The organism is Pseudomonas sp. PDM15, from assembly GCF_014851565.1.
Taxonomy (GTDB): Bacteria; Pseudomonadota; Gammaproteobacteria; order Pseudomonadales; family Pseudomonadaceae; genus Aquipseudomonas.
On record NZ_JACVAA010000005.1, the window covers coordinates 126,599 to 139,837 of the forward strand.

At 64.7% G+C, this 13,239-nt stretch carries 13 protein-coding genes; 5 read left to right on the forward strand and 8 right to left on the reverse strand.

Going from position 1 to position 13,239, the window contains the following annotated elements; genetic code table 11:
- Positions 1 to 61: 61 nt before the first annotated feature.
- The 4 genes from dapB to grpE all read right to left on the reverse strand — a co-directional run bounded on the left by dapB (position 62) and on the right by grpE (position 4,715).
- Positions 62 to 865: a 4-hydroxy-tetrahydrodipicolinate reductase gene (gene dapB, locus IB232_RS15230; RefSeq protein WP_192399461.1), complete on the reverse strand. Its 804-nt coding sequence runs from the start codon at positions 863 to 865 to the stop codon at positions 62 to 64.
- A gap of 10 nt (positions 866 to 875) precedes the next feature.
- The gene (gene dnaJ, locus IB232_RS15235; protein ID WP_192399462.1) at positions 876 to 2,006 is read right to left on the reverse strand and encodes a molecular chaperone DnaJ; all 1,131 of its coding nucleotides are present in this window, start codon (positions 2,004 to 2,006) and stop codon (positions 876 to 878) included.
- 120 nt (positions 2,007 to 2,126) lie between these two features.
- Positions 2,127 to 4,043: a molecular chaperone DnaK gene (gene dnaK / locus IB232_RS15240; RefSeq protein WP_192399463.1), complete on the reverse strand. Its 1,917-nt coding sequence runs from the start codon at positions 4,041 to 4,043 to the stop codon at positions 2,127 to 2,129.
- Between the two features lie 102 nt (positions 4,044 to 4,145).
- Positions 4,146 to 4,715, reverse strand: a complete 570-nt coding sequence (gene grpE, locus IB232_RS15245) for a nucleotide exchange factor GrpE (protein WP_192399464.1) — start codon at positions 4,713 to 4,715, stop codon at positions 4,146 to 4,148.
- A 147-nt stretch (positions 4,716 to 4,862) separates the two neighbouring features.
- On the opposite strand from grpE, the gene recN reads away from it, so the two are divergent.
- On the forward strand, positions 4,863 to 6,536 hold the full coding sequence (gene recN, locus IB232_RS15250) for a DNA repair protein RecN (RefSeq protein ID WP_192399465.1): 1,674 nt from the start codon (positions 4,863 to 4,865) through the stop codon (positions 6,534 to 6,536).
- Positions 6,537 to 6,603: 67 nt separating this feature from the next.
- On the opposite strand, the gene fur is transcribed toward recN, so the two are convergent.
- Complete coding sequence (gene fur / locus IB232_RS15255) at positions 6,604 to 7,014, reverse strand: ferric iron uptake transcriptional regulator (RefSeq protein ID WP_192321966.1); 411 nt, start codon at positions 7,012 to 7,014, stop codon at positions 6,604 to 6,606.
- A gap of 97 nt (positions 7,015 to 7,111) precedes the next feature.
- Here fur and IB232_RS15260 point away from each other — a divergent pair, with 97 nt between their 5' ends.
- A complete protein-coding gene (locus IB232_RS15260; RefSeq protein WP_192399466.1) occupies positions 7,112 to 7,627 on the forward strand; it encodes an outer membrane protein assembly factor BamE in 516 nt (171 codons plus the stop codon).
- Positions 7,628 to 7,686: 59 nt separating this feature from the next.
- On the opposite strand, the gene IB232_RS15265 is transcribed toward IB232_RS15260, so the two are convergent.
- Positions 7,687 to 7,992 (reverse strand): RnfH family protein, encoded by a 306-nt coding sequence (locus IB232_RS15265; protein WP_192399467.1) that lies wholly within the window; start codon positions 7,990 to 7,992, stop codon positions 7,687 to 7,689.
- Entirely contained in the window at positions 7,985 to 8,419 is a 435-nt protein-coding gene (locus IB232_RS15270; RefSeq protein ID WP_192399468.1) for a type II toxin-antitoxin system RatA family toxin, read from the reverse strand. The genes IB232_RS15265 and IB232_RS15270 overlap by 8 nt, the downstream gene beginning before the upstream one ends.
- A 129-nt stretch (positions 8,420 to 8,548) precedes the next feature.
- Here IB232_RS15270 and smpB point away from each other — a divergent pair, with 129 nt between their 5' ends.
- Positions 8,549 to 9,031, forward strand: a complete 483-nt coding sequence (gene smpB / locus IB232_RS15275; protein ID WP_137971016.1) for an SsrA-binding protein SmpB — start codon at positions 8,549 to 8,551, stop codon at positions 9,029 to 9,031.
- 30 nt (positions 9,032 to 9,061) lie between these two features.
- Here the strand turns inward: smpB and IB232_RS15280 are convergent, their stop codons facing one another.
- Positions 9,062 to 9,829, reverse strand: coding sequence for an FCD domain-containing protein (locus IB232_RS15280; protein ID WP_192399469.1), 768 nt, complete (start codon positions 9,827 to 9,829; stop codon positions 9,062 to 9,064).
- 311 nt (positions 9,830 to 10,140) lie between these two features.
- Between IB232_RS15280 and IB232_RS15285 the strand changes: the two genes are divergently transcribed.
- Together IB232_RS15285 and lldD are read left to right on the forward strand one after the other, a co-directional pair.
- Positions 10,141 to 11,826: a lactate permease LctP family transporter gene (locus IB232_RS15285; RefSeq protein WP_192399470.1), complete on the forward strand. Its 1,686-nt coding sequence runs from the start codon at positions 10,141 to 10,143 to the stop codon at positions 11,824 to 11,826.
- A gap of 170 nt (positions 11,827 to 11,996) precedes the next feature.
- Entirely contained in the window at positions 11,997 to 13,142 is a 1,146-nt protein-coding gene (lldD, locus tag IB232_RS15290) for an FMN-dependent L-lactate dehydrogenase LldD (RefSeq protein ID WP_192399471.1), read from the forward strand.
- The last annotated feature ends 97 nt before the right edge of the window (positions 13,143 to 13,239 follow it).

Genomic DNA, 13,239 nt, shown 5'->3' on the forward strand with positions numbered 1-13,239 from the left:
GCGGGAAGCTTACAGGAAAAGCCCTTTTCGGTCCACAGCTTGCATGGACCGTTCAGGCATTTCAGTTCAGCCCCAACACGTCCTGCATGTCATAAAGGCCGGCAGACTGCCCTTGCAGCCATTGAGCCGCACGCACCGCGCCCTTGGCGAAGGTCATGCGACTGGACGCCTTGTGGGTAATCTCCACTCGCTCGCCATCGGCGGCGAACAGCACGGTGTGATCACCAACCACATCGCCGGCACGCACGGTGGCGAAACCGATGGTCTCGCGCTCGCGGGCGCCGGTCTGGCCCTCGCGACCATAGACCGCGACCTTCTGCAGATCACGCCCCAGGGCATTGGCCACCACTTCCCCCATGCGCAGGGCGGTGCCGGACGGCGCGTCGACCTTGTGCCGGTGATGCGCCTCGATGATCTCGATATCGACATCATCACCCAGCACGCGGGCGGCAGTATCCAGCAGCTTCAGGCACAGATTGACGCCGACGCTGTAGTTGGCGGCGAAGACGATCGGAATCTGCTTGGCCGCTTCGCTCAGCAGCTGCTTTTCCTCCGGCGAGAAGCCGGTGGTGCCGATGACCATGGCCTTGCCCGCCTGGCGGCAGACTTCCAGATTCTTCAGGGTCACCGAGGGGTGCGTGAAGTCGATCAGCACATCGAACTGATCCAGCACGGCATTCAGGTCACCCGCCAGGGTCACGCCGATCTTGCCCTGCGCCGCCAGTTCGCCTGCGTCGGCGCCGATCAGGCTGCTGTCCGGGCGATCCACCGCCGCGCTCAGCTGCGCGCCTTCCGCCTGGCCGACCGCCTCGATGAGGATCTTGCCCATGCGCCCGGCGGCGCCCATCACTGCGATACGTTGCATAGCCTGTTCCTTAGATGTCGCCGAAGAAGCGCTTCATGCCGTCGAACCAGCCGCTGGCCTTGGGCGAGTGGGAACTGTCGCCTTCCAGCGACTTGCGGAACTCTTCCAACAACTCGCGCTGGCGCTTGTCCAGATTGACCGGCGTTTCCACCGCCACCCGACACATCAGATCGCCAGCACCGCCGCCGCGCACCGGCGCCACGCCCTTGCCACGCAGGCGGAACAGTTTGCCGGTCTGGGTGCCTTCCGGGATCTTCAACTTGACCCGGCCATCCAGGGTCGGCACTTCCAGCTCGCCGCCCAGCGCCGCGTCGGCAAAGCTGATCGGCACCTCGCAGTACAGGTGCTTGCCGTCGCGCTGGAAGATCGGGTGCTCGCGCACGTTGACCACCACGTACAGATCGCCTGAAGGCCCGCCGTGGGAGCCCGCCTCGCCTTCGCCGGACAGACGAATACGGTCGCCGGTATCGACACCCGCCGGCACCTTGACCGACAGGGTCTTGCTCTCTTCCACGCGGCCCTGACCATGGCAGCTGCCACAGGGGTCGGTGATCATCTTGCCGCTGCCGTGGCAGCGCGGGCAGGTCTGCTGCACTGAGAAGAAGCCCTGCTGCATGCGCACCTGGCCGATGCCGCCGCAGGTGGTACAGGTCACCGGACTGGTGCCCTTCTTGGCGCCGCTGCCATCGCAGGTCTTGCAGCCAACCAGGGTCGGCACGCGAATGGTCACGGTGGTGCCGCGCACCGCCTCTTCCAGGTCCAGTTCGAGGGTGTAGCGCAGGTCACTGCCGCGCTGGGCGCCGCCACGCTGACCGCCGCGACCGCCGCCACCGAAGAAATCGCTGAACACATCGCCGAAGATGTCGGAGAAGTTCGCACCGCCCGCGCCGAAGCCGCCACCGCCGCCCATCTGCGGGTCGACGCCGGCATGGCCGTACTGGTCGTAAGCCGAGCGCTTGGCGGCGTCGGAGAGCACCTCGTAAGCCTCGTTGGCCTCCTTGAATTTCTCTTCCGCGGCCTTGTCGTCCGGATTGCGGTCGGGATGGTGCTTCATCGCCAGGCGGCGGTAGGCCTTCTTCAGGTCCGCTTCGCTGGCGCCGCGCTCCACACCGAGCACTTCGTAATAGTCACGTTTGGCCATACATCTACACCTTTAAATTCGTCTGCCCCAGACACACCAACGCGGGAGCATGCTCCCGCGCGGCGAATCGCACCCGCCGAAGCCAGGCTTCGGCAGGCTGGAACGGAAGCAAGCCGTAGCTTACTTGTTGTCCTTGACCTCTTCGAACTCGGCGTCGACCACGTCGTCGCCGGCGTCCTTGGCATCATCCGCGCCTTGGGCGGCAGCGCCCGGTTGCGGCTGCTCGGCATACATCTTCTGCGCCAGCGGAGTGGTAGCTTCGGACAGGGCGTTGATCTTGGCCTCGATGGCAGCCTTGTCGTCGCCTTTGAGGGCAGCTTCCAGTTCGCCGATGGCCTTCTCGATGGCCGCCTTCTCGTCGGCAGTCGCCTTGTCGCCAGCCTCGGTGATCATCTTGCGAGTGGCATGGACCAGACCATCGCCCTGGTTGCGGGCAGCGGCCAGCTCCTCGAACTTGCGGTCTTCCTCGGCGTTGGCCTCGGCGTCACGCACCATGCGCTCGATCTCCTCGTCGGACAGACCGGAGTTGGCCTTGATCACGATCGACTGCTGCTTGCCGGTGGCCTTGTCTTTGGCACCGACGTGCAGGATGCCGTTGGCGTCGATGTCGAAGGTCACTTCGATCTGCGGCACGCCACGCGGGGCCGGCGGGATCTCGGCCAGGTCGAACTTGCCCAGCGACTTGTTCTGCGCGGCTTGCTTGCGCTCGCCCTGCAGCACGTGAATGGTCACGGCGCTCTGGTTATCGTCGGCAGTCGAGAACACCTGCGACTTCTTGGTCGGGATGGTGGTGTTCTTCTCGATCAGCGCGGTCATCACGCCGCCCATGGTTTCGATACCCAGGGTCAGCGGGGAGACGTCGAGCAGCAGCACGTCCTTCACGTCACCAGCCAGTACGGCGCCCTGAATGGCTGCACCGATGGCCACGGCTTCGTCCGGGTTGACGTCCTTGCGCGCTTCCTTGCCGAAGAACTCGGCGACCTTCTGCTGCACCAGCGGCATACGGGTCTGACCGCCGACCAGGATCACTTCGTCGATGCTGCCAACGTCCAGACCGGAGTCCTTCAGGGCGATGCGGCACGGCTCGATGGTGCGGGTCACCAGCTCCTCGACCAGGGCTTCCAGTTTGGCTCGGGAAATCTTCACGTTGAGGTGCTTCGGACCGGTCGCATCGGCAGTGATGTACGGCAGGTTGACGTCGGTCTGCTGGGCGGACGACAGCTCGATCTTGGCTTTCTCGGCAGCCTCCTTCAGGCGTTGCATGGCCAGCGGATCGCCCTTCAGGTCGATGCCGGACTCTTTCTTGAATTCGTCGACGAGGTAGTCGATCAGGCGGATGTCGAAGTCCTCACCACCGAGGAAGGTGTCGCCGTTGGTGGCCAGTACTTCGAACTGGTGCTCGCCGTCGACTTCGGCGATCTCGATCACCGACACGTCGAAGGTACCGCCACCCAGGTCATAGACGATCACGGTGTGGTCGCCCTTGGCCTTGTCCATGCCGTAGGCCAGCGCAGCCGCGGTCGGCTCGTTGATGATGCGCTTGACGTCCAGACCGGCGATGCGGCCGGCGTCCTTGGTGGCCTGGCGCTGGCTGTCGTTGAAGTAGGCAGGCACGGTGATGACCGCCTCGGTCACCGGCTCGCCGAGGTAGTCTTCGGCGGTCTTCTTCATCTTCTTCAGCACTTCCGCAGAAATCTGCGGCGGCGCCATCTTCTGGCCGTTCACTTCGACCCAGGCGTCACCGTTGTCGGCCTTGGCGATCTTGTAAGGCACCATCTTGATGTCTTTCTGCACGACTTCTTCGTCGAAGCGGCGACCGATCAGCCGCTTCACCGCGTACAGGGTGTTGTGCGGGTTGGTCACGGCCTGACGCTTGGCGGACTGGCCGACCAGGATCTCGCCATCGTTGGCGTACGCGATGATCGACGGCGTGGTGCGCGCGCCTTCGGCGTTCTCGATGACCTTGACGTTACCGTTTTCCAGAATGGCGACGCAGGAGTTGGTGGTCCCCAGGTCGATACCGATGATTTTGCCCATGTTCAAATTCTCCGAAACTTTGTCGTTAACCGCGGCCTGTCATGCCCGCCGCGTCAGCTATGAATTCGCTTGCTGTAACAGATGGGGTCGAGCCGATGAATTTCAAGCCTGCTCGTCGATGGAGGGCGGCGGCGCCATTGGCGCCTTGCTCACCACGACCATGGCCGGGCGCAGCAGGCGACCGTTGAGCAGGTAGCCCTTCTGGAACACCTTGAGCACGGTGTTCGGCTCGACGTGGGTGCTCTCTTCCATCGCCATGGCTTGGTGATGCTCGGGATTGAACGGCGCGCCATGCGGATCGACCGCCTCCAGCTGGTAGCGCTTGAGGGTGTCGTGGAACAGCTTGAGGGTCAGCTCCATGCCTTCACGCACAGCCCTGATCGCCTCGTCGTTGGGGCTGGACAGCTCCAGGCCACGCTCCAGGCTGTCGACCACCGGCAGCAGGTCGTTGGCGAACTTTTCCAGAGCGAACTTGTGCGCCTTCTCCACGTCCTGCTCGGCGCGGCGGCGCACATTCTGCAGGTCGGCGGCCACGCGCAGGGAATTGTCCTGGGCGGCGGCCAGCTGCTCTTCGAGGCTCTGCACACGGGCAGCCAGCTCGTCGCCGACGGCCATCTCGGGCGCCAGCTGCTCTTCCGGGTTCGTCGTATCCAGGGTCTGTTCGTCTGCCATTGGTTCCTCCTGTCTATACATCGGCGGGTCATGGCCCGCGCTTCTTGCCGCCTATATGGGGGCCGGTCGCACGGTTTCAAGGGTTATTGCCGGGACAAAACAAAACACTGTATAAATAGCCAGCACAAACTTTTGGGAGCGCTCTCCATGCTGGTGCACCTGTCCGTTCACAACTACGCCATCGTCGAACACCTGGATCTGGAGCTGGAACGCGGCATGTCCGTGATCACCGGCGAAACCGGCGCCGGCAAATCGATCATGCTCGACGCCCTTGGCCTGGCTCTCGGTGATCGCGCCGACAGCGGCGTGGTCCGCCCTGGCGCCGACAAGGTGGACATCCTCGCCAGCTTCGACCTGGAGGACATCGCCGAGGCCCGCGCCTGGCTCGCCGAGCGTGACCTGGACAACGACGGCCCGTGCATCCTGCGCCGCGTCATTACCAGCGAAGGCCGCTCGCGCGGCTACATCAACGGCGCGCCCTGCCCGCTCGGCGACCTCAAGGCCCTCGGCGAGCTGCTGATCGACATCCACAGCCAGCACGAGCACCAGTCGCTGCTCAAGCCCGACACCCATCGCCGCCTGCTCGACGAATACGCCGGCAGCCAGGAGCTGGCGCGCCAGGTTCACCTTGCCGCCCAGCGCTGGCGCCAGACCCGCCAGGAACTGCAGCGCCTGTCGTCGACCGGCGACGAGCAGCGCGCCCGCCACCAGTTGCTCAGCTACCAGCTGGAAGAACTGGAGAACCTGGGCCTGGGTGACAACGAGCTGGAACGGCTGGAGCAGGAGCACAAGACCCTGAGCAGCGCCGAACAGCTGCTCGGCGCATGCCGCCAGGTGCTCGACCTGTGCAGCGAGAGCGACGCCGGCAACGTGCTGTCCGCCCTCACCGCCAGCCTCAACCGCCTTACCGCCTTCAGTAGCCAGCCCGGCGCCCTGGGCGAAGCGACCAACCTGCTGGCCAGTGCGCAGATCCAGGTCGAGGAAGCGGTCGGCGAGCTGAATCGCTTCCTCGACCATTTCGACGCTGACCCGCAGCGCCAGCAGTTGCTGGAAGAGCGCCTGGACGCCATCTACAGCCTGGCGCGCAAGCATCGGGTGCAACCCTTCGAGTTGGCCGAGCTGCAGCAGAGCCTGCTGGAAGAGCTGGAAAGCCTCAACGCCGATGACGAGGCGGTGGAGCGCCTGGGCGAGGAGCTGGCCGCCTACGCCCGTCACTATCAGGAGAAAGCCGCCGAACTGAGCGCCCTGCGCCAGCAGGCCGCCAGTCGCCTGGCCGAAGCCGTGCAGGTTGAGATGCAGACCCTCGGCATGCCCGGCGGTCGCTTCAGCATCGAACTGCAGGCCGGCAGTGCCGAAGAGCCGCAACCCCATGGCCTGGAACAGGTGGAATTCCTGGTCAGCGCCAACCCGGGCCAGCCACTGAAATCCTTGGCCAAGGTCGCCTCGGGCGGCGAGCTGTCGCGTATCAGCCTGGCCATCCAGGTGATCACCGCGCAGACCTCGCGGGTACCGACCCTGGTGTTCGACGAAGTGGACGTCGGCATCGGCGGCCCCACCGCTGAAGTGGTCGGTCAGCTGCTACGCCGCCTGGGCGAGCGCGGCCAGGTTCTGACCGTCACCCACCTGCCGCAAGTCGCAGCCCAGGGCCACCATCATCTGTTCGTGCACAAGCAGCGCGACAGCGCCGAGACCCGCACCGCCGTGGCCAATCTGGATACCGCGCAGCGCGTCGAAGAGGTGGCGCGCATGCTCGGCGGCGTCGACCTCACCGAGGAATCCCTGCAGCACGCACGCAAGATGGTCACCAGCGCCCAGAGCTGACACCAAAAGCCGCCCATGAAAAAGGCGCCCCGCGGAGCGCCTTTTCTCTATCCAGTACAGGCTGCGCTTACTTCTTCTTGCGCACGTACAGCACCAGATTGTGATCGACCAACTCGAAGCCATGCTGCTTGACGATCTCTTTCTGCAGCTTCTCGATCTCCGGATCGAAGAACTCGATCACTTCGCCGCTATCCACGCAGACCATGTGGTCGTGGTGCCCGCCGTCGGCCAACTCGAACACGGCATGGCCGCCATCGAAGTTGTGGCGCTCGACCAGGCCGGCGGCCTCGAACTGGGTCAGCACGCGGTAGACGGTGGCCAGGCCTACATCTTCGCCGGCCTCCATCAGAGCCTTGTATACGTCTTCCGCACTCATGTGGCGCTGGCCGGAAGTGGCCGAGTCGAGCATCTGCAGAATCTTCACGCGCGGCAGGGTGACCTTGAGGCCAGCCTTACGCAGTTCGTTGTTTTCAACCATGGTCAGCTTTCTCGTGGTTGCTGCTTCGCAGCTCCCGTTAATGCGGGTATGATCGGGGTTTAATTTGCCCAGCCAAGATAGTGGAAGTCACCCACCGATGCAAAACACCAAGCTCTTGCTGCCCAGCCTCACCCTCGTGGGTCTGTTCGCGCTCGCCGGCTGTTCGTTTCCCGGGGTCTACAAAATCGACATCCAGCAGGGCAATGTCGTTACACAGGACATGATAGACCAGTTGAAGCCCGGAATGACCCAGCGCCAAGTGCGGTTTATCATGGGCAACCCGCTGATCACCGATACCTTCCACGCCAAGCGCTGGGACTATCTGTACAGCATTCAACCGGGTGGTCGTCAGCGTTACCAGGAACGCATCAGCCTGATGTTCGACGGCAGCGATCAACTGATCGGCCTGGCCGGTGACTTCATGCCGGGCGTCAGCCGCGACCAGGAAATCCTCGGCGAAGGCAGTGACACCAGCATCAACCAGCAGCCTCAGCAGCAGACCGAAGAACCGGCCAAGCCGGGCTCCCTGCTGGAGCAGATCCAGGACGAAGTGGACGCCGCCGAGCCGATCCCGGTGCCGATCCCGGAGCCGCTGGACCCGCAGCCGCAGTAATCCGCCACAACGAAAAAGCCCGGCCAATGCCGGGCTTTTTCATGGCCGCTGGAAAGCACTCAGTCGCCTTGCTGCGCCGCCCTGGCTCGCGCCGCACGCGCCTTGCGCACTTCCTTGGGATCAGCCAACAGAGGCCGGTAGATCTCGACCCGCTCACCCGCTTCCAGCACCCGCTCCTCCGGCTTGGCCACCAGCTTGCCAAAGATGCCCAGCACAGCGGCGTTCAGATCGAGACCAGGAAAGTGCGCCTGCATGCCCGAGCGCAGCGCCGCCTCGCGCACGGTGGTGCCGGCCGGCACGCTCAGGTGCAGCAGGCGCTGCTCGCCTTCGAGGGCGTACACCACCTCGATGTCGATCTCAGCCATAGAGCTGCTTGGCCCGCTGGCAGAAGGCATCGACCATGGTGTTGGCCGCCTGGGTGAACAGCGGACCGAGCGTCGCCTTGACCAGCGGCCCGGCGTAATCGAAGGTCATGTCCAGGCTGATCTTGCAGGCCTTGTCGCCGAGCGCCTTGAACTCCCACACACCGTGCAGCTTGGAGAATGGACCGTTCACCAGCTGCATGTCCATGGACTTGCCCGGCACCAGGCGGTTGCGCGTGGTGAACTGCTGGCTGATGCCACCCTTGGCCACCGTCAGGGTCGCGCGCATCTCGCTCTCGCTGGATTCCAGCACCTCGGATGCCGCGCACCAGGGCAGGAATTGCGGATAGCTGGCCACATCGTTGACCAGGTCATAGAGGGCCTGCGCCGGATAGGGCAACAGGGCCGAGCGTTGGATACGGGTAGTCATCAGCCTTTTGTTCCTGAACTGCCGCGCCAGCCTGCCAGCGCCACGGAGCGCGCATTGTGCGGAATTGGACCACCCCTCTCAAGCACACCTGTCGCCAGGGGCGCATCGACTCCCTATAATGCGCGCCCTATGGCCAAGCAGAAGAAACACCCCACCGGGACCATCGCGCTGAACAAAAAGGCGCTGCACGACTACTTCATCGAACACAAGTTCGAGGCCGGCCTGGTCCTGTCCGGCTGGGAAGTGAAGAGCCTGCGCGCCGGCAAGGCGCAGCTGGTAGACAGCTATATCCTGCTCAAGGATGACGAAGCCTGGCTCATGGGTTGCCACATCACCCCGCTGAAGACCGCCAGCACCCACGTCATCGCCGACCCTATCCGCACCCGCAAGCTGCTGCTGAACAAGCGCGAGCTGGACAAGTTGTTCGGCTCGGTACAGCAGAAGGGCTATACCTGTGTGGCCCTGTCGATCTACTGGAAGGCCCACCTGATCAAGTGCGAGATCGCACTGGCCAAGGGCAAAAAGGACTTCGACAAGCGCCACACCGAGAAAGAGCGCGACGCCGATCGCGAGGTCCAGCGCGCCATGCGCAGCAAGGGCAAGGACGAATAAGACAAAGGGCGGATCATCCGCCCTTTTCTTTTACAGTCCCTGGCGGCGCTGCGCCCGCTCCAGCCGCCGGGCCTCCTGCTGGGCCTCGGTCAGCACCTCCTGCACATACTGGATATGCAGATTCGACAGCTGCCGAGCCTCCTCGGCACGCCGCTCGATGATCGCCTCGAACAGCGCCTGATGCTGGGCGCGCAGCTGGTCACGCGTCTCGCTGCGCTGCAGGTACATGCCGCCGATATTGGTCACCACGTTGTGCCTGAGCAGATCGAACAGGCCGCGAATGGTGTGCAGCAGCACGGCGTTGTGGCTGGCCTCGGCGATGGCCAGGTGGAAGCGCGCATCGGCCGCGCCTTCCTCCGCCCGGCTGGCCTTGCTGTCCGGCGCATAGCAGCGCTGCAGCTCGTCGAAGGCGGCCTGCAGACGCTCGTGGTCGACCGGCGTGGCGCGCTGCGCCGCGTAGAAGGCGCAGGAGCCCTCCAGCGTATGGCGGAACTCCAGCAGATCGCGCTGCGCATCGGGGTTGCTTTCCAGCAGGTGCAGCAGCGGATCGCTGAAGGTCGAGCCCAGCTCGGCCGCCACGTAGTTGCCGCCACCCTGGCGACTGACCAGCAGCCCCTTGGCCACCAGCTTCTGGATCGCCTCGCGCAGCGACGGGCGCGACACGCCGAACTGCTCGGCCAGCGCGCGCTCCGCCGGTAGCCGCTCTCCAGCCTTCAGCGTGCCCTCGAGAATCATCGACTCGAGCTGACTGACGATGTCGTCCGACAGGCGGCGCTGCCGCACCTGACCGAATGTCATACCACTTTCCACCCTCATTCCCTATCGCCCGGCAACCGTCTGGCCCGCCATTCGCGACTTGTGCCGGGCAGCCTAACCAGCCCTGCCAGCAGCAGCAAGCAGCTGCAAGCGGTGAGCCGGTTCGACCAAAGTCGCAGACGGACAAATTGACACACCAAGAGCCGGGCTTTTACCCTGAGCGCCTGGCTTTGTAAATTGGTATGACCAATTATCTTAAGTCATCGCGTCGCTCGATCTGCCGCCGCCAGGCCAGAAGCCTGTCGATCACCGAGCGCAAGGCACCTCCAAAAACAATTAGGGAGCCACCCGCAATGCAAACCTGGCAACAGCTCTATACCCCGCTCGGCAGCCTGGGCCTGTCGGCGTTCGCCGCACTGATCCCGATCATCTTCTTCTTCCTGGCCCTGGCCGTGTTCCGCCTCAAGGGCCACATCGCCGGCACCATCACCCTGGCGCTGTCACTGCTGGTGGCGATCTTCGCCTTCGGCATGCCGGCCGAGAAAGCCTTCGCTGCCGCCGGCTACGGCTTCGCCTACGGCCTGTGGCCGATCGCCTGGATCATCGTCGCCGCGGTGTTCCTCTACAAACTCGCGGTCAAGAGCGGCCAGTTCGAGGTGATCCGCAGCTCGGTGCTGTCGATAACCGACGACCAGCGCCTGCAGGTGCTACTGATCGGCTTCTCCTTCGGTGCCTTCCTCGAAGGTGCGGCCGGCTTTGGCGCGCCGGTGGCGATCACCGCCGCCCTGCTCGTCGGCCTCGGCTTCAACCCGCTGTACGCCGCCGGCCTGTGCCTGATCGCCAACACCGCACCGGTGGCTTTCGGCGCGCTGGGCATCCCGATCACCGTGGCCGGCCAGGTCACCGGCATCGACGCCTTCAAGATTGGCGCCATGACCGGCCGCCAGCTGCCGCTGCTGTCGATCATCGTGCCGTTCTGGCTGGTAGCGATGATGGATGGCTGGAAAGGCGTGAAGGAAACCTGGCCGGCCGCGCTGGTCGCCGGTGGCAGCTTCGCCGTCACCCAGTACTTCACCTCCAACTTCATCGGTCCGGAACTGCCGGACATCACCTCGGCTCTGGTCAGCCTGATCAGCCTGACCCTGTTCCTCAAGGTCTGGAGCCCGCGTCGCGCCGAAGACAGCGAAGTAGTCGGCGTCTCCGGCGGTGCCGCCACCCTGGGCGGTTTCGGCGGCCAGAGCGGCGCCACCCCGTCGCCCTACAGCTTCGGCGAGATTCTCAAGGCCTGGTCGCCCTTCCTGGTGCTGACCGTGCTGGTCACCATCTGGACCCTCAAGCCGTTCAAGGCCCTGTTCGCTCCAGGCGGCGCGCTGGAGAGCTTCGTCTTCCTGTTCGCAATCCCTCACCTGGACCAGTTGGTGATGAAGGTCGCGCCGATAGTCACTGCGCCTACTGCCATCCCGGCCGTGTTCAAGCTGGACCCGATCTCCGCCACCGGTACCGCGATCTTCTTCTCGGCCCTGATCTCCATGCTGATCCTGAAGATCGATATCAAAACTGGTCTGACCACTTTCAAGGAAACCTTCATCGAGCTGAAGTGGCCGATCCTGTCGATCGGCATGGTGCTGGCCTTCGCCTTCGTCACCAACTTCTCCGGCATGTCCACCACCCTGGCGCTGGTCCTCGCCGGCACCGGCGCGCTGTTCCCGTTCTTCTCGCCGTTCCTCGGCTGGCTGGGCGTGTTCCTGACCGGCTCGGACACCTCGTCCAACGCCCTGTTCGGTTCGCTGCAGGCCACCACCGCGCACCAGATCGGAGTCAACGACACCCTGCTGGTGGCCGCCAACACCAGCGGCGGCGTGACCGGCAAGATGATCTCGCCGCAATCCATCGCCGTGGCCTGCGCCGCCACCGGCATGGTCGGCAAGGAATCCGACCTGTTCCGCTTCACCCTCAAGCACAGCCTGATCTTCGCCACCTTCGTCGGCCTGATCACCCTGGTCCAGGCCTACTGGCTGACCGGCATGCTCGTGCATTGAGGACATTCGGATCTGCTGCGCGTCGGCGATACAGCGTTAGACATGGGCTCGGGCTGCTCATTTACAGCTCGTAAACTCCGCGCCCTCGGCCATGTCTGCCTTGTCTCGCTCTAGCTCGCGAGATCCGCCCGCAACATCGTTGTTCCCATTTTCCAACGGATGAGAAGCCAATGATCATCTCCGCCTCCACCGACTACCGCGCCGCCGCGCAGCGCAAGCTGCCGCCGTTCCTGTTCCACTACATCGATGGTGGCGCCTACGCCGAGTACACGCTGCGGCGCAACGTCGAGGACCTGGCCAGTATTGCCCTGCGGCAGCGCGTGCTGAAGAACATGTCCGAGCTGAGCCTGGAAACCGAGCTGTTCGGCGAGAAGCTGGCCATGCCGGTGGCCCTGGCCCCGGTCGGCCTGACCGGCATGTACGCCCGCCGCGGCGAAGTGCAGGCGGCCAAGGCGGCGGCGGCCAAGGGCATTCCCTTCACCCTGTCCACCGTGTCGGTCTGCCCGATCGAGGAAGTGGCGCCGGCCATCGACCGGCCGATGTGGTTCCAGCTCTATGTGCTGAAGGACCGCGGCTTCATGCGCAATGCCCTGGAGCGGGCCAAGGCCGCCGGCGTCACCACCCTGGTGTTCACCGTCGACATGCCCACCCCCGGCGCGCGCTACCGCGATGCCCACTCCGGCATGAGCGGTCCCAACGCCGCCCTGCGCCGGGTGCTGCAAGCCATGACCCACCCGGCCTGGGCCTGGGACGTGGGCGTGCTGGGCAAGCCGCACGACCTCGGCAACATCTCCACCTATCGTGGCAACCCCACCGGCCTGGCCGATTATATCGGCTGGCTGGGGGCCAATTTCGACCCGTCGATCTCCTGGAAGGATCTGGAATGGATCCGTGAATTCTGGGACGGCCCGATGGTGATCAAGGGCATCCTCGACCCCGAGGACGCCCGCGACGCCGTGAAATTCGGCGCCGACGGCATCGTCGTGTCCAACCACGGCGGCCGCCAGCTCGACGGCGTGCTGTCCAGCGCCCGCGCCCTGCCGGCCATCGCCGACGCGGTGAAGGGCGAGCTGAAGATCCTTGCCGACTCCGGCATCCGCACCGGCCTCGACGTGGTGCGCATGCTCGCCCTCGGCGCCGACGGCGTGATGCTCGGCCGCGCCTTCGTCTACGCCCTGGCCGCCGCCGGTGGCGCCGGGGTGAGCAACCTGCTCGATCTGTTCGAGAAGGAAATGCGCGTGGCCATGGTCCTGACCGGCGCCAAGTCGATCGCGGAGATCAGCCGCGATTCGCTGGTGCGTGAACTGGGCGTCTGACGTTCTAGTCCCCTCTCCCTCCGGGAGAGGGCTAGGGTGAGGGAAAGTTCGAGTCGCCCACGGCACCCTCACCCCCGGCCCCTCTCCCAGTGGGAGA

Bases quoted from the DNA above. Each gene is read 5' to 3' on its own strand.
- dapB (WP_192399461.1), bottom strand. From the start codon at position 865: ATGCAACGTATCGCAGTGATGGGCGCCGCCGGGCGCATGGGCAAGATC.
- dnaJ (WP_192399462.1), bottom strand. From the start codon at position 2,006: ATGGCCAAACGTGACTATTACGAAGTGCTCGGTGTGGAGCGCGGCGCC.
- dnaK (WP_192399463.1), bottom strand. From the start codon at position 4,043: ATGGGCAAAATCATCGGTATCGACCTGGGGACCACCAACTCCTGCGTC.
- grpE (WP_192399464.1), bottom strand. From the start codon at position 4,715: ATGGCAGACGAACAGACCCTGGATACGACGAACCCGGAAGAGCAGCTG.
- recN (WP_192399465.1), top strand. From the start codon at position 4,863: ATGCTGGTGCACCTGTCCGTTCACAACTACGCCATCGTCGAACACCTG.
- fur (WP_192321966.1), bottom strand. From the start codon at position 7,014: ATGGTTGAAAACAACGAACTGCGTAAGGCTGGCCTCAAGGTCACCCTG.
- IB232_RS15260 (WP_192399466.1), top strand. From the start codon at position 7,112: ATGCAAAACACCAAGCTCTTGCTGCCCAGCCTCACCCTCGTGGGTCTG.
- IB232_RS15265 (WP_192399467.1), bottom strand. From the start codon at position 7,992: ATGGCTGAGATCGACATCGAGGTGGTGTACGCCCTCGAAGGCGAGCAG.
- IB232_RS15270 (WP_192399468.1), bottom strand. From the start codon at position 8,419: ATGACTACCCGTATCCAACGCTCGGCCCTGTTGCCCTATCCGGCGCAG.
- smpB (WP_137971016.1), top strand. From the start codon at position 8,549: ATGGCCAAGCAGAAGAAACACCCCACCGGGACCATCGCGCTGAACAAA.
- IB232_RS15280 (WP_192399469.1), bottom strand. From the start codon at position 9,829: ATGACATTCGGTCAGGTGCGGCAGCGCCGCCTGTCGGACGACATCGTC.
- IB232_RS15285 (WP_192399470.1), top strand. From the start codon at position 10,141: ATGCAAACCTGGCAACAGCTCTATACCCCGCTCGGCAGCCTGGGCCTG.
- lldD (WP_192399471.1), top strand. From the start codon at position 11,997: ATGATCATCTCCGCCTCCACCGACTACCGCGCCGCCGCGCAGCGCAAG.